The organism is Nostoc sp. (genome assembly GCF_036918015.1).
Classification (GTDB): Bacteria; Cyanobacteriota; Cyanobacteriia; order Cyanobacteriales; family Nostocaceae; genus Nostoc.
In genome coordinates this window covers 63,164-83,965 of record NZ_JBALEO010000082.1, presented here as the reverse complement: position 1 = coordinate 83,965, position 20,802 = coordinate 63,164, and the positions used below count along the sequence as shown (strand labels likewise).

General features: G+C 41.4%; 16 protein-coding genes. 7 read left to right on the top strand and 9 right to left on the bottom strand.

Annotated features, from left to right (window positions below; genetic code table 11):
• Positions 1-170 precede the first annotated feature (170 nt).
• Entirely contained in the window at positions 171-2,036 is a 1,866-nt protein-coding gene (locus V7K61_RS23870) for an ABC transporter ATP-binding protein (RefSeq protein WP_335057102.1), read from the bottom strand.
• A 750-nt stretch (positions 2,037-2,786) separates the two neighbouring features.
• On the opposite strand from V7K61_RS23870, the gene V7K61_RS23865 reads away from it, so the two are divergent.
• A complete protein-coding gene (locus V7K61_RS23865; RefSeq protein WP_335057100.1) occupies positions 2,787-3,350 on the top strand; it encodes a TetR/AcrR family transcriptional regulator in 564 nt (187 codons plus the stop codon).
• Between the two features lie 311 nt (positions 3,351-3,661).
• Entirely contained in the window at positions 3,662-4,798 is a 1,137-nt protein-coding gene (locus tag V7K61_RS23860) for a cytochrome P450 (RefSeq protein ID WP_335057098.1), read from the top strand.
• Between the two features lie 90 nt (positions 4,799-4,888).
• Here V7K61_RS23860 and V7K61_RS23855 read toward each other — a convergent pair whose 3' ends face one another.
• Positions 4,889-5,434, bottom strand: a complete 546-nt coding sequence (locus tag V7K61_RS23855) for a single-stranded DNA-binding protein (protein WP_334979150.1) — start codon at positions 5,432-5,434, stop codon at positions 4,889-4,891.
• 294 nt (positions 5,435-5,728) lie between these two features.
• Entirely contained in the window at positions 5,729-6,985 is a 1,257-nt protein-coding gene (locus V7K61_RS23850; protein ID WP_335057096.1) for an FAD-dependent oxidoreductase, read from the bottom strand.
• Positions 6,986-7,255: 270 nt separating this feature from the next.
• On the opposite strand from V7K61_RS23850, the gene V7K61_RS23845 reads away from it, so the two are divergent.
• Entirely contained in the window at positions 7,256-8,569 is a 1,314-nt protein-coding gene (locus tag V7K61_RS23845) for an ABC transporter ATP-binding protein (protein WP_335057094.1), read from the top strand.
• A 368-nt stretch (positions 8,570-8,937) separates the two neighbouring features.
• Here V7K61_RS23845 and cydB read toward each other — a convergent pair whose 3' ends face one another.
• Both cydB and V7K61_RS23835 read right to left on the bottom strand, forming a co-directional pair.
• A complete protein-coding gene (gene cydB / locus V7K61_RS23840) occupies positions 8,938-9,951 on the bottom strand; it encodes a cytochrome d ubiquinol oxidase subunit II (RefSeq protein ID WP_335057091.1) in 1,014 nt (337 codons plus the stop codon).
• A gap of 56 nt (positions 9,952-10,007) precedes the next feature.
• Positions 10,008-11,450, bottom strand: a complete 1,443-nt coding sequence (locus tag V7K61_RS23835) for a cytochrome ubiquinol oxidase subunit I (RefSeq protein WP_335057089.1) — start codon at positions 11,448-11,450, stop codon at positions 10,008-10,010.
• A 144-nt stretch (positions 11,451-11,594) separates the two neighbouring features.
• Between V7K61_RS23835 and V7K61_RS23830 the strand changes: the two genes are divergently transcribed.
• The gene (locus V7K61_RS23830) at positions 11,595-11,858 is read left to right on the top strand and encodes a hypothetical protein (RefSeq protein ID WP_335057087.1); all 264 of its coding nucleotides are present in this window, start codon (positions 11,595-11,597) and stop codon (positions 11,856-11,858) included.
• Positions 11,859-11,888: 30 nt separating this feature from the next.
• A complete protein-coding gene (locus tag V7K61_RS23825; protein WP_335057085.1) occupies positions 11,889-14,426 on the top strand; it encodes an AAA-like domain-containing protein in 2,538 nt (845 codons plus the stop codon).
• Positions 14,427-14,660: 234 nt separating this feature from the next.
• Here the strand turns inward: V7K61_RS23825 and V7K61_RS23820 are convergent, their stop codons facing one another.
• On the bottom strand, positions 14,661-15,083 hold the full coding sequence (locus V7K61_RS23820) for a hypothetical protein (RefSeq protein WP_335057083.1): 423 nt from the start codon (positions 15,081-15,083) through the stop codon (positions 14,661-14,663).
• Between the two features lie 22 nt (positions 15,084-15,105).
• Entirely contained in the window at positions 15,106-15,588 is a 483-nt protein-coding gene (locus tag V7K61_RS23815) for a transposase (protein ID WP_335057081.1), read from the bottom strand.
• 40 nt (positions 15,589-15,628) lie between these two features.
• Between V7K61_RS23815 and V7K61_RS23810 the strand changes: the two genes are divergently transcribed.
• Positions 15,629-17,503 (top strand): AAA-like domain-containing protein, encoded by a 1,875-nt coding sequence (locus tag V7K61_RS23810; protein ID WP_335057079.1) that lies wholly within the window; start codon positions 15,629-15,631, stop codon positions 17,501-17,503.
• Between the two features lie 219 nt (positions 17,504-17,722).
• Here V7K61_RS23810 and V7K61_RS23805 read toward each other — a convergent pair whose 3' ends face one another.
• Both V7K61_RS23805 and fldA read right to left on the bottom strand, forming a co-directional pair.
• Positions 17,723-18,475, bottom strand: a complete 753-nt coding sequence (locus V7K61_RS23805) for an alpha/beta fold hydrolase (protein WP_335057077.1) — start codon at positions 18,473-18,475, stop codon at positions 17,723-17,725.
• Between the two features lie 67 nt (positions 18,476-18,542).
• Complete coding sequence (gene fldA, locus V7K61_RS23800) at positions 18,543-19,055, bottom strand: flavodoxin FldA (protein ID WP_335057075.1); 513 nt, start codon at positions 19,053-19,055, stop codon at positions 18,543-18,545.
• A gap of 563 nt (positions 19,056-19,618) precedes the next feature.
• Here fldA and V7K61_RS23795 point away from each other — a divergent pair.
• Complete coding sequence (locus V7K61_RS23795; protein WP_335057073.1) at positions 19,619-20,302, top strand: class I SAM-dependent methyltransferase family protein; 684 nt, start codon at positions 19,619-19,621, stop codon at positions 20,300-20,302.
• The last annotated feature ends 500 nt before the right edge of the window (positions 20,303-20,802 follow it).

Here is a 20,802-nt window from a genome sequence, read left to right as displayed (position 1 = left end):
AGTCAGAATCAAGATAACTAAACCTGCGTATTTAGTGCGGATGCAAAAATACCGTTTATTCAGACGCTAGCTAACTCGCTATCCGCCACTCGTACAGAATTCATGCTGTTAGCGGATAGCTAAGGTTTAGCCCATTCTGACTCCTGACTCCTGACTCCTGAATTCTGCTTCTATAAAGCCCTCAGATGCCGACTTCGCACGCGTTCAGCACTACCAGTAGGAATCGCAGCAATTAATTTTTGCGTGTATTCCTCTTTGGGTTCTTGGTAAATGCTTTCAGCTGTGCCTTCTTCAACAATTTGACCGCGATTCATCACTAAAATGCGATCGCTCATAAACTTAACCACACTTAAATCGTGAGAAATAAAAATATAAGTAAGCTGAAAGTCTGACTGTAACTCTTTAAGAAGATTTAATACCTGCGCCTGTACTGAAACATCCAGCGCTGAAACTGATTCATCGCAGATGATAAACTTAGGATTCAATGCCAAAGAACGGGCTATGCAAATCCGTTGGCGTTGACCACCAGAAAACTGATGCGGATAGCGGTTAATTGCATCTGCACTCAACCCCACCCGTTCTAAAAGTTCAACTACTCGCACGCGTCGTTGTTGCTTTGTCTTCCCAACGGCGTGAATTACCAAAGGTTCCATCACCGCGTCCCCAACCTTCATCCGTGGATCGAGGGAACTAAAAGGATTTTGGAAAACTATTTGCATTTCCCGCCGCAGTTTTTGCAACGGTTCTCCTTTGAGGCTAGTAATATCTTGTTTCTCAAAGATAATCTGACCACTCATCGGCTCAATTAATCGCAACAAGGTTCTGCCAAGGGTAGTTTTACCACAACCAGATTCTCCCACCAAACCTAGTGTTTCCCCTGGTTTGACATCAAAAGAAACGCCATTAACTGCCATATTGTAGCGTTTTGTCCCACCAAACACCCCGCGCACTGGAAAACCAACTTTCAGGTTGCGGATTTGCAGCAGGGGTTCCAATTCATTGAAGTTTGCCAATCTTGCAGCAATCTCTTCGGTGGTAACTTCTGTGGGTTGTGCGGGTTCTTTCGCTTGAATTACTACTTGTCCCGTTGCTGTCTCTTCTGCACTCATGTAGTCCGAAACAGTGAGCAATTTTTGGGGACGGCGGTTGAGTGTGGGGCGACAAGCGATCAAACCTTTAGTATATGGATGCTGGGGACTGCTAAAAATTTGCCGAGAAGTACCAGATTCGACAACTTTGCCTCTATACATCACTGCCACTTCGTCAGCAATTTCTGAAATTAGCCCCAAGTCGTGGGTGATGAAAATCATTGCCATGTCACGGCTTTGCTGTAATTCTCGCAACAAGTCCAAAATTGTAGCTTGCACCGTCACATCCAAGGCTGTGGTTGGTTCATCGGCAATTAAGATTAATGGGTTGCAAGAAATTGCCATTGCAATCATCACCCGTTGCAACTGACCCCCAGAAAGTTCATGAGGGTAGCGTTTTAGCATTGCTTCTTTGTGTTCTTTAACCAACTGTGACAGCTTTGATGGTTCTAGTTTCGATGAAGTCTCGATATATTGCTGTTGGATCTCTTCATCGCTAGGTAGAAGTTTAACCTCTTGTAAACCTGCGATCGCAATTTGTCGTGCTTGGGCTGCTGACACATTTTGATGTCGCACAATTGCTTCTGTTAGCTGAAACCCAATATCATAAACCGGATTGAGCGAACTCATCGGTTCTTGAAAAATCATGGCGATATCGCCACCCCGGTGTAACTGCATTTGCTCAGGAGGCAATTTTACCAAATCGATGGTGTTGCCATTCTCCTGCGGACGAAACCAGATTTCACCGCCAGCAACGATACCGGGAGTTTGCAACAAGCCCATCACAGCTAGGGCTGTCACCGATTTACCACTCCCCGATTCTCCTACTATTCCTAGAGTTTCACCTCGATGTAGGCTAAAGGAAATACCATCCAAAGCTCTGTTAATGTTGCCATCACCGGGAAATTCAACTTGTAAATTGCGAACCTCTAGGACAGTTTCTCTCATAGGAGTTGGGTAGGAATTCTAACTTAAAATTATTTGGATTTTAACAATTGTTTTGATGTATGTATGGGCAAATTTGGTTTTTACACTTTTTGGCAGTTTTTCCCATACTTCCACAATATACACGCATTTGCGATGTAGAACTGCTTGCGATCTCTGCAAATTGCGATCGGCTCATGGTATCCTCTCTTTTCAGAGTTCCAGTCTTTACATCGCAGCATTAACTACAGAAAGTTGCTACCACAGACAAAACAGCCAGGAGAGCAAATCCGTAAATTGGTTAAGGAACGTCGCCAGTCTGCAATCCTGAGTTGGTCAATTCCAAGGAATTAATTATCCAAAATCTCAAACTGGCTACTTGACACTGTACTGTCTGGACGGTACTATGTATTTATAAACCGTCCAGACGGTATTCTAGTAGTAGATACTTGAATCCAATCTCTATCAATCTTGGATTGAGAATATTATGTTTACCATTGCAAATCCCTTTGCTAATCAAACTACTTTCAGTTGCTATAGCAATTCGTTGCTGTCTCAAAATTTGCAGGTTCGACCTGCTATAGATTTATTGGATGAAACTTTACACTGGATGATTACGTCCTACCGATTTTCAAACAGAGCAAGCAGTCTCAATAAATCTAATCCTAGCCTTGCTACCCCACAGATGAAGCAATGAGAGAAGATATTGACAATCTCGTTGTCAGATAAACTGTGTTCACCGGACAATTTATCTAGTTCCATCATTCAAGCTCTATGACTGCTACCAAAAAAACAAAATCTACGTCTGTCACCCGTAATGCATTGCTAGAAGCAGCGGGGCGAGTGATGGTAGCTCATGGTTCAAAGGCATTGACGTTGGAGGCAGTTGCCCGCGAAGCAGGTGTTAGTAAAGGTGGATTACTTTACCATTTTCCCAACAAAGAAGCCTTGATTGCTGGAATGTTGCAACAGCTAATTGATCAAAAGGCAGTATTACTAAAGCATGAATTGGAGCAAGATGATGCACCGAATACACCAGGACATTGGCTAAGAGCCTATATCCGATCGCATGGAAACTTTGATGCTCACTCTAGTGCAATTCAATTCAGTTTACTAGCAGCAGTTGCTGAAAATCCAGAATTACTTAAGCCAGCTCAAGAAAACTTTGCTGATTGCCAACGGCAAATTGAAGCAAGTGGACTCGATCCAGCGATCGCAACTGTGATTCGTCTAGCAATCAATGGTCTATCCTTTGCCCACCTCTTTGGTCTTGGAGTCCCGGAGGAGTCTTTGCAAAAGCAGGTAATTGAAACTCTGCTGAAACTGGCGCGAGAGTAATTCGTAATTATAGCGGTTCTCGTTCACGTGAGGTGTAGCCGTAGGGGCAATACCCTGCGGGTTCGCTGAAAGCGTTCTCGTAAGAGTAGCCGCTCCGCGTCTACATGAATTGCTCCTACACCTTGCGACATAATTGTGTACCGCATCTGAGTAGGAACCGCTATAAGTTAGAGAGACGTGATAAATCGCCGTCTCTACAAAGAATTTATCCATCAATTATTTCTTGACAGAAGTAGTCAATGATGTGCCAGATAGCACCACTATCAGGCTCAGTTCAACTTGCAATTTTTTACACAATGAAGGAGATTTTTATGACTGCCGTTTTACAATTCTTACCGACCGATTCACAATTCCTACTCAGTCCTTTTTCTTGGTTGGCTAAAATGCGTCGGGAAGCACCTGTTTTCTACGACAGAGAGCATCAACATTGGATGGTGTTTCGCTATGATGATGTGACGCAGGTATTAAGCGAATGGAAAGCCTTTTCATCTAAACTGCCGCAACCCCCCGAACAAAAAGATTTCACTCAGTCTTTAGCCTCCAGCGATCCACCTAAACATAAATCACTGCGCTCAATAGTACAAAAGGTGTTTACTGAAAATCGAGTTCAAGCGTTGGCTCCTCGGATTACCGAACTTACTCACGAGTTGTTGGAGCAAATGAAGCAACACAAACAAGTCGATTTAGTACATGCTTTCGCAATTCCTCTGCCGATAATGGTGATTGCAGAAATTCTCGGTATACCCTTTCAAGACCGGGAAGATTTCAAGCGCTGGTCAGATGGGATCATGGCTAAAGATCAAACTGCTATTAAAGATATGGCTGACTATTTCCGCCAATTACTGAATGAGCGGCGCGATCATCATGGAAACGACCTGATCAGCGATTTAATTACGGCTTATGAAGGGGGAGAAAAGTTGACCGCACAGGAACTCGTTGATTTTTGCATCATCCTCTTGGTAGCTGGGAATGAGACCACAACTAACTTAATTACAAATAGCATTTGGTGTCTGCATGAGCATCCCGATGAAAACCAACGATTACGGAATGACTTGTCTCTATTACCGACGGCAATTGAGGAAGTACTGCGTTATAGTTCCCCGATTACTTACTTACAACGATACACCCAAGTAGAAACCAAAATTGGAGACCAGATAATTCCTCAAGGGCAACTTGTGCGGGCGTGGATAATTTCTGCCAATCGAGATGAACATCAGTTTGAGAATGGCGATCGCTTCATCATTGATCGAGAACCTAATAAACATCTTGCCTTGGGTAATGGAATTCATTTCTGTTTGGGCGCACCTTTAGCTCGACTAGAAGCCAAGATTGCGCTGAAAGGTTTGCTGGAAGAATTTCCTAATCTTCGCGTTGACTCAACCCAGACTCTTAAACCAATTCCAACACTGTTGGTGCATGGACTGGAAAGCTTGAGTGTTCTGTTATAGGAATAGTTGAAATCGGCGTAGGCGTAGCCCGCCGTAGGCATCGCTTCTCATCATCATTGGATAGAGAGGCGATCACTCAACTAACAACTTTTAGAACGGAATGTCATCTGGATCTGGTTCTTGCTCTTTCACTGCTGGATAAGTAGTTCGCTCATAATTTGTGGGTTGGGGTACAGGTTCGTAACTTGGCGCTGGGGTAGGTGCTGGACGTGCTGACTCGTAAGTGGGAACGTCTTTCTGTGGAGGACGAGATGCTGGAGGTGTTTGTCGTGGAGCAGTTTCAGTGAATGATGGAGTTACGGTTGCTGAGGGTAATGGATCGGTATCAAAACTACCTCCAACAGATTGAATTTGCTGCACAGTCAATTCAGCGCGTTTTTCTTTAAAACCTTCTTGACGCTCAACAGTATTCATTGTTAAACGTCCTACCAAGATGACGCGATCGCCTTGGTGGTAGTTTTGCTGAATTTCTGTGGCTAAATTCCCCCAGCCGACAACTTTCAGCGTGGCTGGTGGATCTTCTGGTTTCTGAGAATTGGGAAACTGTACTAGCATTTCCGTGACTCCCAGATTATCCGCTGTATAGCGGAGTTGCGGCTCGTTAATAATTTCCGCCATCAAAACGCAGCTGTTCATTAAAATTACTCCTGACTGCAAAAAGTACTGATTGAAAAAGAGAGGGTTTTTCTATGTAGGCCAATTAATATCTAGATAGGTTTAATTGTTTGCATTTTTTAATAATATTTGAACAAATTTTCTACATCCACTCTGAGTTTTTAGTTATTTCTAGCATAAAAGCCAAGCGATCGCTTTGAACAGCATTGAGTATACCGTTCGCCACCTTCGCTTGACTAAATTGAGCATTCAATTCTGCATGAGTAGTATAATTGTACCATCCATTTCAGAAATAGAAAAAATTATTGGCAAAAATTAAGTCTTGACATGAACCGGAAAAACACCTAAGGCGATCAACCTGGCGGGAAGGTCGCGCAAGATGGGTAAGCGCAAAAACGCAGGTGGTACAAAGGTGCGATTTGAGTTGAGAATTGGGGCAAATACCCGCTTTTGGATAAAAGTTTGAAACGCCTGAATGATGCGTGTAGGTAACTCGCGTTGACGTTGTACTTTTGCTAAGTCACTAAGTTGTACTTGTCGGTTATTGAGTGGTTTGCTGAGTGCATTCGCTGCAACGACAGCATCTTGAATGGCGTAGTTAATCCCAACTCCACCAACAGGGGACATTATATGAGCGGCATCACCGATGAGTAGCAGCCCTGGACGATACCAGCGTTTGACGCGGCTGGACTCCACTGAGAGAAAAGCTATTTGTGACCAATCATGTAAATTTTGAATGCGTTGCTGGAATTCTGGCACTACTTCGGCAACAGATTTTTTTAATTCCTCCAAACCCGCAGCCCGCAGTTGTTGATAGCCTCCCTTGGGGATGACATAGGCAACTTGCCACTCATCACCACGGTCAAGCATGGCGATGATATTACCTTGACCAAAGCGCCCTATTCCCCCCTCTGAGTCTTCTGGCTGACGCAGTAGGCGAAACCAGAGGACATCCATTGGCGGCGAGGTTTCGATTGACTCAAACTCACCCAGGTGGCGTAAACGTGAGTGGCGACCATCTGCACCCACTGTCAGTATCGCCCGGATTTCATGCCAGCCACCGCCTCCCCGATAGCGGACACCTTGAATCACGCCATTTTCGGTAATTAATTCCTGTACATTCGCACCCATCACCAGATGGAAACTAGGATATTTTTGTGCTTCTTGGGTGATGAACTCCAGGAATTTCACCTGGGGAAGCATTGTAATGTAGGGGTAATGGGTTTTCAGATGACTAAAATCTGCGAATGTGAGGGTATCTTGAGCCGTTTGAATACTAATTTGGCGCATTTTGGTATGGGGGAGTTGTAGCAAGCGATCGCTAAGTCCCAATTCCTCCATAATTTCCATTACTGATGGATGAATCGTATCGCCGCGAAAGTCGCGATCGAAGTCTTTGTGTGCTTCTAGCAGCATCACAGAAATGCCTTGACGCGCTAACAACAGCGCTAGTACTGATCCTGCTGGTCCCCCACCCACAATGCAACAATCTGTGGTTTGCACGTCTACAATGTCATGGATAGGATTGATACTTGGGTCTTGAGAAAGATTTTTAAGTATATCGGTAGTCATAACAACACCTCCTGACAGCCCTAAAATTTAGGGTAGTTTGCTTTTGATGTTGCAAGCCGTTTTTTTAACTTTTCGTATTTACCCTAAACGTGTATTATGATTGGCGCTAAACTGTCATTGGTCATTGGTCATTTGTCCAATGCCCCTTAAGAGTGCTGAGTAATGAGTGCTGAGTGCTGAGTGGGGAATCTCATTTCTTTACTCAGGACTGGGAACTCGGAACTCGGAACTCAGAACTGTTTTGCCCCATGCCCAATCCCCAAATTAGTTGTGTCCCAAGTTGTTTTAGAAAACGTTTATAAAAGTTTTTCCTCGCGTAAAGGGGAAAGTGTTACCTCACAAACCCAATCTCCTCTCACGCTTGAGGAAAAAACTGATGTAGCGCAAGATCGTGCGGGAAGTGTCAACGTCTTGCGGCGGATTAACCTGACGATCGCAGATGGCGAATTTATGGTGCTGGTAGGCCCTTCTGGTTGTGGTAAAAGCACCCTACTGCGGTTAATCGCTGGGTTAGAAGTGATGACTGGCGGTAATATCTGGATAGGCGATCGCTTGATCAATGACTTACCACCAAAGGAACGCGACATCGCAATGGTGTTTCAAAATTACGCCCTCTATCCGCACATGACGGTGTATGACAACATCGCCTTTGGGTTACGCCGTAGGGGAAGCAGGGGAGCAGAGGAGCAGAGGAGCAGAGGAGAAAATACTCCCTATCTTCGGACGTGGGCGGAAAATTTGTTTGTGGGGGCGACCAGAAAGTTACCTAAAGGATTGCGCTACACTTCTGACAAAGAACGGGCGGTAGATGTACAGGTGCGTAGTGTTGCTCAATTGTTGCAAATCGAAACATTGCTGAATCGCTTACCCAAACAGCTATCTGGGGGACAAAGACAACGGGTTGCATTGGGAAGAGCGATCGCGCGTGACCCCCAAGTATTCTTAATGGATGAACCGCTTTCTAACTTAGATGCGAAACTGCGGGCGGAAACTCGCGCCCAAATTGTGAAATTGCAGCGCCAACTGGGGACAACGACGATTTACGTTACCCATGACCAAACCGAAGCGATGACAATGGGCGATCGCATTGCGATTATGTCTGAGGGTAAAATTCAGCAAGTTGCTTCTCCCCTAGAACTTTACAACCGTCCTGCCAACCTTTTTGTAGCAGAATTCATTGGTTCACCACCGATGAATTTTATTCCTGTAGAATTTCATGCCCCTCTATTGATTACTCATTCCCAGTTGCGTTTCACCCTCCCAGAAGTTTGGGGAAAAGCTTTACAAAAATATGATGGGAAAACTCTAATTTTAGGCATTCGCCCAGAACACTTGAACTTGAGTATGCCTGCAACCAAAAATCTACCAGTGCAAGTAGATTTGGTGGAGAATCTTGGCAACGATTCATTTCTCGCTGTTAAGATTGCCGAACCGGGATCTCAACCTGCTACTACAGCCAAATCTCTACAAGTGCGAATTCCACCAGACCGATTTGTACAACCTGGTGAGCAACTTTGGTTATCGCTAACTCCAGAAAAAATTCACTTTTTTGACCCGGAAACTGAATTAGCGATATTTGCCTAGAATTAATCAATAAAAAAACATAAACTTACCGAATTTTAGATTTTAAATTTTGGATACACATGATTTATTTGTGAAGCTGTGCTAAACCCTTTGGCTCTTCGGTTAAGGCAAGAGACGCGATAAATCGCCGTCTCTACAATAATCAGTTGTTAACTTCTTTCTTTCTTTCTTTCTTTCTTTCTTTCTTTCTTTCTTTCTTTCTTTGTGTCCTTTGCGTCCTTTGCGGTTCGTTTTTCTTTCTTGTATTTAAATCAATCCGCTTGGGTTAAGAGACGCGATGAATCGCCGTCAAGACAATAATCGGTCTTTTGTCTTGACGGCGATTTATCGCGTCTTTGTGATGATTTATGGCATCTTTATTGTGTCAACTATTTTCCATAATGTATAGCTGCCACTTTCCCTCGAAACACAATGTAATTGTAGATGTTGTAGAACAACATAATGGGAATCAAAAATCCAATGAAGATAATCATGAACACTAACGCGCTAGGTGCTGCGGCTGCCTGATAAATGGTGATACCTGGGGGAATAATATAGGGAAAAACAACTAATCCTAACCCTACAAAGGTAAGCAGAAAAAGCAGCACTGTCCAAACCAGGGGAGTAGTTTCTGCTTTACGGTTTAGGCTTTGAATCAATAACCAAATCAGCAGTACACCTAAGACTGGAATGATTGAAAATAGATACACTTCTGGCTGATGAAATAACTTTGCCCTGGCATTTTCATACACAACAGGAGTGGCGATCGTGATTAAGATTGCACCTACAAGCGTTGTCCAAGCAGCGATTTTTGCTGTGCGGTAATGGGACGCTTGTAGTTCTCCCTCAGTTTTTAAGATGAGATAGGTGGAGCCAATCAATACATAACCCTGGATTAATGTCAAGGCAACTAAGAGCGATCGCCAATCGAACCAATCCCACATACTGCCGATAAAGTGACCCGCTTCATCCACCTTAATGCCTTCTAAAATAGTGCCCAAGGCGAATCCTTGAAATAGCGCCGCCATAAAACTACCGACTCCAAACGCCACATTCCAAAACACTTTGTTTGTAGAATGCTCTCGAAATTCAAAGGCCACAGCCCGAAAAATTAAGCCAAAGATCATCCCAAAAATGGGAATGTAGAGCGCATTCAAAATGGTGCCATAAGCGAGAGGAAATGCCCCAAACAATGCACCCCCCATCAACACCAACCAGGTTTCATTGGCATCCCAAATATTACCCAAACTCGTCATTAAGATGTCGCGTCGGTCGTCATTGGAACTGGTTAGCGATAGGATGCCTACGCCTAAATCAAACCCGTCTAACATGACATAGAGAAATAGAAACAGAGCTAAAATGACAAACCAAACCTGCGCTAAAAAGTGTTCTAGATTCTCCATACAGTTACCTATTGATTTACCATACTCAATACTCAGCACTCAGCACTCAGCACTCCTCATTGCTCTGCTTCAACAGGACGTTGATCAGGAACAAATTCAGCCGGAGTAGTTTCTGCGACAGGTTCGGTGTCAATGCCTGGAACCGGAAGTTCCAAATTGGGGCCTTGACGAATGATTCGACTACCAAAGAATAAGGCACAGATAAACAGGGCTGTATAAATTCCAGCAAAAAGCACCAGGGATGTTAACACCTCACTAGCAGGTAGGTGAGAAACTCCATCTGCCGTGCGAATTTGCCCATAAAGTACCCAAGGTTGCCGCCCAACACAACGCACAATCCAGCCTGATTCGACAGCAATGTAGCCCAGTGGAGCCGCCAAAATCCAGATTCGCAGTAGCCATTTCTGTTGAGCGATCGCCTCTGCTGAGAGTTTCCCCCGCAACCACTGAATTACACTGATACCCATCAATCCAGCTAAGAAGAAGCCAATGCCGCTCATAATACGGAAGGAATAATAAATCAAACCCACCATGCGGGGGCGATCTTCAGGCTTCCAATGTTTCAGTCCGAGAACGGGTTTAGAGAGGTTCTGTTTAAATTCCAAAATGTAGCCTAAGCCGTTGGGAATTGAGATTTCCCAATCATTTTGCTCAGTCTTATTATTAGGTAATGCCACCACACTCCAGGGTGCAGGTTGACCGGCTGGACTAGTTTCCCACTTAGCTTCCATCGCCGCGAGTTTGGTAGGCTGATAATCAGCTACCTGCTCGGCGCTGAGGTGTCCGATATAGATTTGTAATGGGGTGACTGCGATCGCAGTTGCCAAGACAATTTTAAGCGATCGTGCAAAAAAAGCCTCATGACGCTTGTTGAGAATATACCAGGCGCTAATTCCCCCAATCACAAACAGCGAAGTTTCCAGCGTCGCCAAAAACATGTGCGAGACGCTGTTGAGCATGAAGGGATTTAAGATTGCCTGAAAGTAATCATCGACAACAAACTTTCCGTTGACCATTTCCCCACCTGCCGGGGTCTGTAACCAAGAGTTTGCTGCTAAAATCCAGAAGGTAGATAGGTTTGCGCCAAAGGCAACCATAATCGTGGCAAAATAGTGAATCACTGGGTTGACTCGTTCCCAGCCAAACAGCATAATCCCCAAAAATCCAGCTTCTAGCATGAATGCCATCGAAGCCTCAAAGCCTAAAATGCTGCCAAAAAAGTCGCCTACTGCTTCGGAAAATGGTGCCCAGTTCGTGCCAAATTGAAACTCCATCGGCAAGCCAGATGCTACACCAATACCGAAGTTCAACACGTATAGCTTTGCCCAAAAACGAGCATGATAGTAGTAATCGGAATTGCGTGTTTTGAGCCACATTCCTTCAACGATGACTAGATAAATCCCCATCCCAGTGGTGAGAACAGGCCATAGCATGTGAAAGATCGCCGTCAGTGCAAACTGCATCCGCGATAGGGCAACGGTATCCGACAGAAAATCCATGAACTAACCTCTGAATTCGTTTAAATCTTTACTTGCACAGCATCTTTGGGTTATAGCCGAATGCATTAAAGATACCACTGAGAAACAAAAGAGGAGTACAAAAATTTTGTCCGTTGTAACTGAGTCTGCCTACACGAGCATTTTGTGGTACTCGATCGCGGTGCGACAAAGTTTGGAGTACCTCAACACGACTTTGGAGTACCTCAACACGACTTTGGAGTACCTCAACACGACTTTGGAGTACCTCAAAACGACTTTGGAGTACCTCAAAACGACTTTGGAGTACCTCAAAACGACTTTGAAGTACCTCAACACGACTTTGGAGTACCTCAAAACGACTTTGAAGTACCTCAACACGATTTTGGAGTACCTCAACACGACTTTGGAGTACCTCAACACGATTTCTAGGTATAATTTCAACTATTAGCCATATAAAGTATGACTATAAATTCGCCTGTTCCCCAAGATTATCAATATCAATTTGGTGGTAGTCTTCCTGCTAATGCACCTACCTACGTCACACGCCAAGCTGATGCAGATTTGTATCAAGCTGTGAAAGCTGGAGAGTTTTGTTTTGTTTTGAACTCTCGACAAATGGGTAAATCTAGTTTGCGTGTCCGCACAATGCAAAAGTTACAAAATGAAGGAATTGCTTGTGTATCTATTGATTTAACCGCAATTGGCACATCAGGGCTAAAGTCTGAACAATGGTATTCTGGGATTATTGATACTATTGCTGGTTCTAAAAGTTTAAAGTTAGGTGAGCAGTTTGATATAGATGAGTTATGGGAAGAAAATTCCCGATTTTCTGATGTGCAGATTTTTGGTAAATTTATTGACAAATTACTCAAATTAGTTTCCACACAGATTGTTATTTTTATAGATGAAATTGATAGTATTCTCAGTTTAAAATTTCCGGTTGATGATTTTTTTGCTTTAATTCGAGCTTTCTTTAATCAAAGAGTTGATAATCCTGAATATCAACGCATTACTTTTGTGCTTTTGGGAGTCGCCACCCCATCTGAGTTAATTCAAGATAAAAATCGCACTCCTTTTAATATTGGCAAAAGAATTGAATTAACCGGATTTGAATTTGCAGAAGCTTTACCTTTAATCAAAGGATTGTCTGCACAAACTAGCAATCCCAAAGCCATACTCAAAGCGATTTTAGACTGGACTGGAGGACAGCCATTTTTGACTCAGAAAGTCTGTGAATTTGTCCGTAAATCTGCAACTGTAATTCCTCTAGGTGAGGAAGCTGCTTTTGTAGAGGATTTAGTTAGAGATAAAGTGATTCAGAATTGGGAATCTCAAGATGAACCAGAACATTTTAGAACGATTCGGGATAGAATCTTAAAAAGAGATGAACAGAAAGCAGCATACTTATTAGATTTATATCAACAAGTATGGCACTTAGGCGGAATTGATATTGATAGTAGTATTGAACAAAGTGATTTACAGTTAGCGGGAATCGTTGTTAAAAAAGAGAGTAAATTAAAGGTTTATAACCTGATTTATCAAACCATTTTTGACAACTTCTGGATTGAGAAAACTTTAGCAAGTTTGCGTCCTTATGCAGAGAATTATCGTCAGTGGATATTATCAGGAAAACAGGATGAGTCTCGGTTATTGCGGGGTCAAGCTTTAGTAGAAGCGGAAAATTGGGCAAAAGGTAAAAGTTTAAGTTTTCAAGATGGAGAATTTTTAGCCGCTAGTCGCACACTACAGCGAAAAGAAGAACTAGCAGAAACAGAAATACAGGCAGAATTAGAAAGAGAAAGGAAAGAAAAGCAATTAGTAACTGCTAGGAGAAGAATGCGTTTTGGAGTGGTAGTTTTATCTGTTGCTTTAGGAATTACAGGTTTGTTAGGTATAGGTGCATTTATTGGGCTTGAAACCGCTAACAGATATACAAATGAATTCAATCAATTTATTAATAAAATTAGAAAATTATCAGCAGTGGCTTCTCAACTGCAACAAAAAGGAAAAACAAACGAAGCCAATCAGTCTTTGAATATTGCAAGTTTGCTTTTGCGGAATAAAATTAATAATTCTCAGCTAAAAGAGGCTTTATTAAATAGTTCGCTGGTTTTAGGGTATCAATATCTAGCTGATGCTGAAAGCGATCAAAATCAAAAAAAAGATTTAGATTTAGAGAAGGCTGAAATAAATTTTACTAAAAGCCTGGAAGAATTATCAATAATAGAAAATAAAATTGATAAAACTCCCGATAATTTAGCTACTTTAGTTTATATTAACTACGTTAAAGGTAAATTAGAGGAACGCTCAAATCAATCTAAGGCTTTAGCAGATTATAAGAAAGCATTTGATTCTATCAGTAGTCTTAAATCTCAGTTTAAGTCTCGTCTTGATTTATTTACCTTAGACCTAAATATTCTCTACAATGGCAATGCTGATATTGTAGCTTTGCTTTATCGGAAACTAAAAAAACTGGATAGCTCAAATCCAGTTTATGCTGAATCTTTAAAGGAACATTTATTAAATGAATTAGACTATTTAATGCAGCAACAAAGATGGAGGGAAGCAAATTTAAAAAATGGGGAGTTTATTTTCTATTCGGCAGGAAAGGAAGAACAAGGTTCTTTAGATTTAACTGATATCAGAAACTTTAATTGTAAGGATTTAAAACAACTAGATACACTTTGGGTTAATAACTCTAAGGGGTATTTTGGTTATAGTGTCCAGAAAAAAATATATTTGTCCAAAAAAATTTCTCTCGATTTTAATTGGGAGGAGAGAGTAAAAATTGGGAACGATAAAAGGTATAATGATTTTACAAAAAGTGTGGGATGGAAAGGACAGGATGGGGAGTGGTTGGGATATGAGGAATTACCCATGAACCTAAGTGGGGCGGGGAGGGTATCTATGAAGGGAGAACTCCCGGTGGGAGATAGAGGAGAGAACCTCGTTATCATGAGGGGTATCTTCTTACGACTTGAGACTTGTAAATTTTAACAGATAAGGCTTTCAGAGAATTGTAAAGATTTATTTATGGGATATTTTCCACGCAGTTATAAGGCTTTGGGAGATTCCATATCTGGCACTCTGGCAATGCACAACCCAAAGAAAAAAAACAAACAACACAAAGGGAATTGAGAACAGCTAATTTAGAGTACCTAAGTAGCAAATTCCTCTAAAAAAGACATTTTTAGTGATAAATAGAGACACTGCTCCTATCTTCATCTCAAATCATTGACTGCGATTTCTAAAAATCATCCCTGCAACTTGCGGATTGTAACAATTAGCAAAAATAAATTTCTCAGCCACATCAACAATTTCTGAATTATTTGCCTCCCAAGTATCCCAAGGTAATCGCATCTGTCCTGGTGATGCTTTTTTGCCTTTGCCTTTAATTACTTTCGGCAAAAATTGATTACCCCAAAAATAGCGTTTTTCTGTTTTCGCTTTTGGTTTGTACTTTTTACAAAAACCTCGATATTTAGCAGCACATTCATTCAAAGTTTTACCCAACGCTAAAAAAGCCGGATGCCAAGTTGTTAAACCATCATCCCCAAGTCGGTCATAGACTCCATAATTACTAAAATCATAGAAAAAGCCTTCTTGCATTCCCGCCGCTTTTGGGTTGGCGTGAATATACCGCAGCGTATTCAATGCCCGTTGATAGTCACTTTTGTTAAATCTGACTTTTCACGTTATGTGGAAAAGTCCACCAAAAACCTAACCCCCTAACCCCCTTCCCGATGCGGGAAGGGGGAAAATTCAAAGTCTCTCTCCTTTTAGGAGAGAGATTTAGAGAGAGGTTTTCCAGATGCCGTGAAAAGTCACTTTTGTCAAATCCTGTGCTGTGATAACGTTTTTCCCAAAAATGTCCTGTACGGTTCAACATTCGGTTAAAACACATTGCCGTGTACCAATTTATCCAGTGCATGATTTTGGGTAAATCGTTCGGTTGTACTGGCTTAAGTAGATAGTGAACATGGTTAGACATAATACATAGAGCATAAAGCTTAAATTGGAACTTAGCCAATGCCTTTTTGAGAGCATAGAGAAACACCTGACGGCATTCGTGACGCGTTAATTTAAATTCCCGGTTATTGCACCGAGTAGTGACGCGATCGCTGTATCCTAGTTTTAAGTCGCGCTGTGTCCGTGGCATAAGAAGAACTTGTCATCCTCTAATTCTCCCCATAATATCTATGCCCCTTAACCTTTTTTTTGGTCAAACCCCAAAACCTGAACCCGCAGAGATGACTGGTTTAATCAAAATATCGGGATGTGACAACCCTAAGCGGCGCGGGGATGTGATTTTTGTTCATGGGTTAGGTGGTCACGCACGAGGAACTTGGCATCCGCAAGAACTACGCAACGATGATAATTTCTGGTTAACGTGGCTTGCAGAAGAAAGACCAGATTTAGGTATTTGGTCTTTTGGCTACAAAGCTGAACCCTTTGAGTGGAGAGGGTCAACAATGCCACTCTTTGATAGAGCTAGTAATTTACAAGAATATTTAGAAGTTTCTGATTTTGGAAAATACCCAATAATTTTTATCGCTCATAGTATGGGTGGATTATTAGTTAAAGAAATGCTGCGGAATGCTCAGACATTTCAAAAAAAAGCAGTTATTCAACAGACAAAAGGTATTGTATTTCTATCCACTCCTCACACTGGTTCTCATCTCGCTAACTTAGTCGATAAAATTGGTATTTTGGCACGAAGCTCTGTCAGTGTTGATGAACTCAAAGCACATATTCCCCAACTGCGTCAACTTAACGAGTGGTATCGGCAAAATGTTGACTTTTTGGAAATTACTACAAAAGTTTATTTTGAAACTAAGCCCACTCAAGGTTTTTTAGTTGTAGACCCAGATAGCGCTAATCCAGGCATTAAAGATGTCCAACCTACTGCTACAGATGACGACCATCTTTCTATCACCAAGCCAAAATCAACAGAGAATTTAGTCTACAAGGGAGTGAGTCAGTTTATTAAGCAACAATTGCTAATTAATCTAGGCATTGTTGAACAACCAACACCAAAAGCCAAACAGAACAACTCCTCAGTGACTTTTGAAAATCCTGATGGTCAAGTTCCTCTTAACTCCCCCTTTTATATCGAGCGTCCAGAGGTGGAAATTAAATGTTATGAATCCATCCTGCAACCAGGGGCGTTAATCCGCATCAAAGCGCCGCAAAAGATGGGTAAAACTTCTTTAATGAGCCGTATTCTTAACCATAGTAAACAAAAAGGTTATCGTACAGTTTCTCTTAATTTATGGAGTCAAGAAAATCTTACCGATCTTAATAATTTCTTACAGGCATTCTGTGCAACTCTGAGTTATGAATTAGGGCTAGAAGATAAAATAGATCAATCTTGGAAAAGACGCTTAAGCAGTCAAGTTAACTGTACTAACTATTTAAAAGACTATTTATTAAAAAATATTGATGTTCCCCTAGTATTAGGCTTAGATGATATTGACAAAATTTTCCCTTATCCCAAAATTGCTCAAGAATTTTTTGCTCTACTCCGAGCTTGGCATGAAAACGGTAAAAACCAAGAAATCTGGCAAAGATTGCGTTTAGTAATTGCTCATTCTCAAGAAGTATATGTTTCTCTAAATGTCAATCAATCGCCCTTTAATGTGGGCTTATCTGTCGAAATAGGAGAATTTAATTCCATACAAATAAAAGAATTAGTCCAACGACATCAATTAAATTGGTCAGATACAGAAATCGGACAATTAAGGGGAATGATTGATGGTCATCCTTATTTATTAAGGACTGCTCTTTATCAAATTGGCACAGGTAATTTAACTTTAGAACAGTTCTTGAAAGTTGCTCCCACCGATGAGGGATTATTTAGAGGCTTTTTACATCCCTATCTTTCATTGCTAGAAGAAGACAAGTTGTTAAAAGCAGCGATGAAAAAAGTGATTGAAAGTGATATTCCTGTTAAGTTAGACTCTGCACAAAGTTTTAAATTACGCAGTCTGGGGTTAATTGAATTTACAGGAAATGAAGTTCAATGCCTTTGTAATTTATATCGCCTTTATTTTCGAGAACGTCTATCCGAATAATTACACCCAGCTTGAGAGGATGAACCATCAATAATTAGCAGTAAAATGATTAGTGGTCTGTCCCATTAATTTTGAGGGATAAAAGAACGAACCGCAAAGGACGCAAAGAGCGCAAAGGAAGAAAAGTTAAGAATGAGTTGAGTTCACCCATTATATTTAATGGGACAGACCATTAGCGATCGCAGCACCAACACCAAAGGCGATCGCACTCTCAAGTTACTAATTTGTAGAAGTGCTAAAAGATAGTGCAGATGCTTCTAGCAGATGCGGATGGTGGTGTTGCCAAAAACTCAAAATCTGTTCGCCAACCTGTTGAGGATAGAAATAGTGAAAAAAATGATATCCTTCTGGGCATTCCCAGAGCTTATCTTCTGGCTTCAACCAATTCAACCAGTCATGCAATACAGTTGAGTTGACTACCGGATCGCTCTTGCTACCACATACCATCATTGGCATAGAAACTCCACCCTTGGGTAAATAAACTAACTTAAATAAAGAGTGTGATGTGGGAGATTGTTCTAAATCTTTATCTAAGGCAGCTACTAACTTCTTAGTGGTATGAGATGGTTGATTTCCAAATAGACTGCGAACGCTGCTTGCCAAAACCAACTCACGGCTGATGTTAAAAAGTTGTCGTTGAAAGTAATAATGAGCTTGCCAATTGTTTGCAGGTTGAGCTGCTACAGCCAGCAGAGTTAGCGATCGCACTTTTTGCGGAAATCGCCGCGCAAAGGTTAAGGCGATCGCACCACCCATCCCATGTCCTGCTAAATGCACGGGGCGATCGCGCCATTCTAAAAACTCATATAGCAAATCCACAGCTTGATCTATGGAACTGGCTTCATCTTTAGTTTGCTGGTATTCCCACTGGGCGACATTTATATACCTAGATAAATATTCAAGTAATGGTTTATCAAAACGCTGCAAAACAGGACTGGCACTTAACCATAAAATATCAAATGAATCAGACATAAATACCTATAACTTCTAAATTATCAACTTCAATAAAGGCGCACAGCTAGCTGTGCGCCCCAAATCTCTACAAACCAAATTCTGTCTTCAACTGAGCAACCCAAGTTTTAATTCGCTCATCTGTTAAATCAGATTGACTACCTTCATCAAGTGCCAATCCGACAAACTTGCCATTTCTCAAAGCTCTAGATTGATCGAATTCATACCCCTCAGTTGGCCAGTAACCAACAGTTTTACCACCCCGTTGGGAAATTTTTTCTTCCAGAATTCCTATTGCATCCTGGAAGTTATCGCTATAGCCATATTGATCTCCATCACCAAAATAGGCAACCAGCTTACCACTAAAGTCTATTTGATCCAGATCGGATAAAAAGCCTTCCCAATCGCTCTGAAGTTGACCAATATCCCAAGTGGGAGAGCCAATAATCAGCAAGTCATACTCATCAAAAGTGGTCGTATCCGCCTCGTAAATGGGATGTAATATCACAATATCATCACCAAACTCATCCCGAATTTTTTCAGCATCAGATTCAGTGTTGCCAGTTTGAGTACCGTAAAACAAACCAATTTTTTTTGACATATTGACACCTGATAAATAAATAGTTGTGTGCTCTACTCAAAAGTCGCCCTGAGAGGTTGGTTAATCCAGCGTTCCCTGCCCATCAAGGCATCGACTCCAGTGTTTGAACAGCCACGCAAGTCAAAAGCGTTATCTTTTCAGAAAGTTTGCAAATAGCTGAAATACATGGCTCACTTAATGAGTATTAGTCTCAATAACTCTGAAGATATACTACCAGACTTATTGAGAGTCTTTTTCATTTGGTTCAGTAAAGTTTTGTTAAGTATTTCAGGAAAAAACCGAAAACTAGACGAGGCAGCAAGAATTCTCGTACCTTAATTGGTCAGAAACCTCGCACTTACTCGAATAGAAGTAGTGAGATAAACGCCTGAACAAAAAACATTTCTCAGTTACTGGAGTTTAGACTAAAAGCGATACAAGACTTGATCTTGGAAGAATTATGTGATATTGTCCTTTGGCTGAATTAAAGTACGGTAACTACGTCAAATTACCGTATTTTTATATTAAGAGTGAACAACGCACTCTGCAAGAGGATAGTTTAAATTAAACGGAAATTGACCCTTATGCCAAAAGACTGGTTTGAATGGCACGATCTCTACAATAGTGAACCAACATTGCAGCAGCGGCTGCAAATTGTTCGGGAATATATTTCTCATAGCTTGGATGCATCTTTACCGGGAATCATTCGTGTAGTCAGTGTTTGCGCGGGTGATGGGAGGGATTTATTGGGAACCCTATCAAACCACTCCCGTGCAAAAGATGTGTACGCACGACTCGTTGAACTAGACCCGAAGTTGGTTGAACGTGGAAAACTAGCTATAGAATCAGCTGGTTTGGCAAAGCAAATTGAGTTTGTTAATGGCGATGCAACAAATTCCTCCAACTATGCAGGAGCAGTGCCAGCAGACATTGTGATTGTGTGTGGTATATTCGGTAATCTAACTGACGAAGCTGAACTCAATCGCTTACTTCGGAACTTAAGTTTATTAAGTAAAAAAGGTTCCTCGATCATTTGGACTCGTGGAGACTCCAAGGGTATTCGCCATTCTGATACTGTCCGCCAACTTTTGCGTGAAGCTGAATTTGAAGAAGTTAGTTTTAAACTCACTCCTACAGGAGATATGGCAGTAGGACTTCATCGTTATCTCGGTGAAGGTTCAGCTTTACCAGAGAATCAACAGTTATTCGTGTTTTCCGGCACCCCAAATAGAGCAGCACAGCCAGTTTTTCAAACCTCTGGAGAATGAATCAGACTCTTTTCTAGAAGAATTTACTGACAGCAGTTTTCAGCGATTTAATCAAGAAAATTGATAAATAGTGCGATCGCTGCTAAAAATATCGATAACGCTTGTAGAGACGCGATTTATCGCGTCTTACGATATCTTCACTCACAAAATATCCCTGATAATTACTGGGCTTATGCGGACTTCACTTGTATAACCTAGTCATTCCCAGAAATTACGCAACTGGCACAAAGTTAAATATGTGATTAAATCAGGTTGCAGTCAGCGACTGAAAAATATTTTACGTAATACGCATTATGGTTATCTCGTATTATGCAGAAGTTCTAAGTGTAATATACTTTTATAGAAAAAATTTGGGTATTATTACTGAATATTTATCAGTATTTTCACTGTATTATCTTCAGTTAAAGAGCCAAATCGATAGATTATTAAGAAAATCTAAAGGTATGGATTAATACGTACAATGTAGTTTAAAACATCCATTAACTCAATCAAAATTTAAG

Excerpts from the sequence above, each read along its gene's own strand:
- V7K61_RS23795 (WP_335057073.1), top strand. The coding sequence starts at position 19,619 with ATGCCAAAAGACTGGTTTGAATGGCACGATCTCTACAATAGTGAACCA.
- V7K61_RS23850 (WP_335057096.1), bottom strand. The coding sequence starts at position 6,985 with ATGACTACCGATATACTTAAAAATCTTTCTCAAGACCCAAGTATCAAT.
- V7K61_RS23825 (WP_335057085.1), top strand. The coding sequence starts at position 11,889 with ATGACTATAAATTCGCCTGTTCCCCAAGATTATCAATATCAATTTGGT.
- V7K61_RS23865 (WP_335057100.1), top strand. The coding sequence starts at position 2,787 with ATGACTGCTACCAAAAAAACAAAATCTACGTCTGTCACCCGTAATGCA.
- V7K61_RS23870 (WP_335057102.1), bottom strand. The coding sequence starts at position 2,036 with ATGAGAGAAACTGTCCTAGAGGTTCGCAATTTACAAGTTGAATTTCCC.
- V7K61_RS23810 (WP_335057079.1), top strand. The coding sequence starts at position 15,629 with ATGCCCCTTAACCTTTTTTTTGGTCAAACCCCAAAACCTGAACCCGCA.
- V7K61_RS23835 (WP_335057089.1), bottom strand. The coding sequence starts at position 11,450 with ATGGATTTTCTGTCGGATACCGTTGCCCTATCGCGGATGCAGTTTGCA.
- V7K61_RS23860 (WP_335057098.1), top strand. The coding sequence starts at position 3,662 with ATGACTGCCGTTTTACAATTCTTACCGACCGATTCACAATTCCTACTC.
- cydB (WP_335057091.1), bottom strand. The coding sequence starts at position 9,951 with ATGGAGAATCTAGAACACTTTTTAGCGCAGGTTTGGTTTGTCATTTTA.
- fldA (WP_335057075.1), bottom strand. The coding sequence starts at position 19,055 with ATGTCAAAAAAAATTGGTTTGTTTTACGGTACTCAAACTGGCAACACT.
- V7K61_RS23855 (WP_334979150.1), bottom strand. The coding sequence starts at position 5,434 with ATGAACAGCTGCGTTTTGATGGCGGAAATTATTAACGAGCCGCAACTC.
- V7K61_RS23815 (WP_335057081.1), bottom strand. The coding sequence starts at position 15,588 with ATGCCACGGACACAGCGCGACTTAAAACTAGGATACAGCGATCGCGTC.
- V7K61_RS23805 (WP_335057077.1), bottom strand. The coding sequence starts at position 18,475 with ATGTCTGATTCATTTGATATTTTATGGTTAAGTGCCAGTCCTGTTTTG.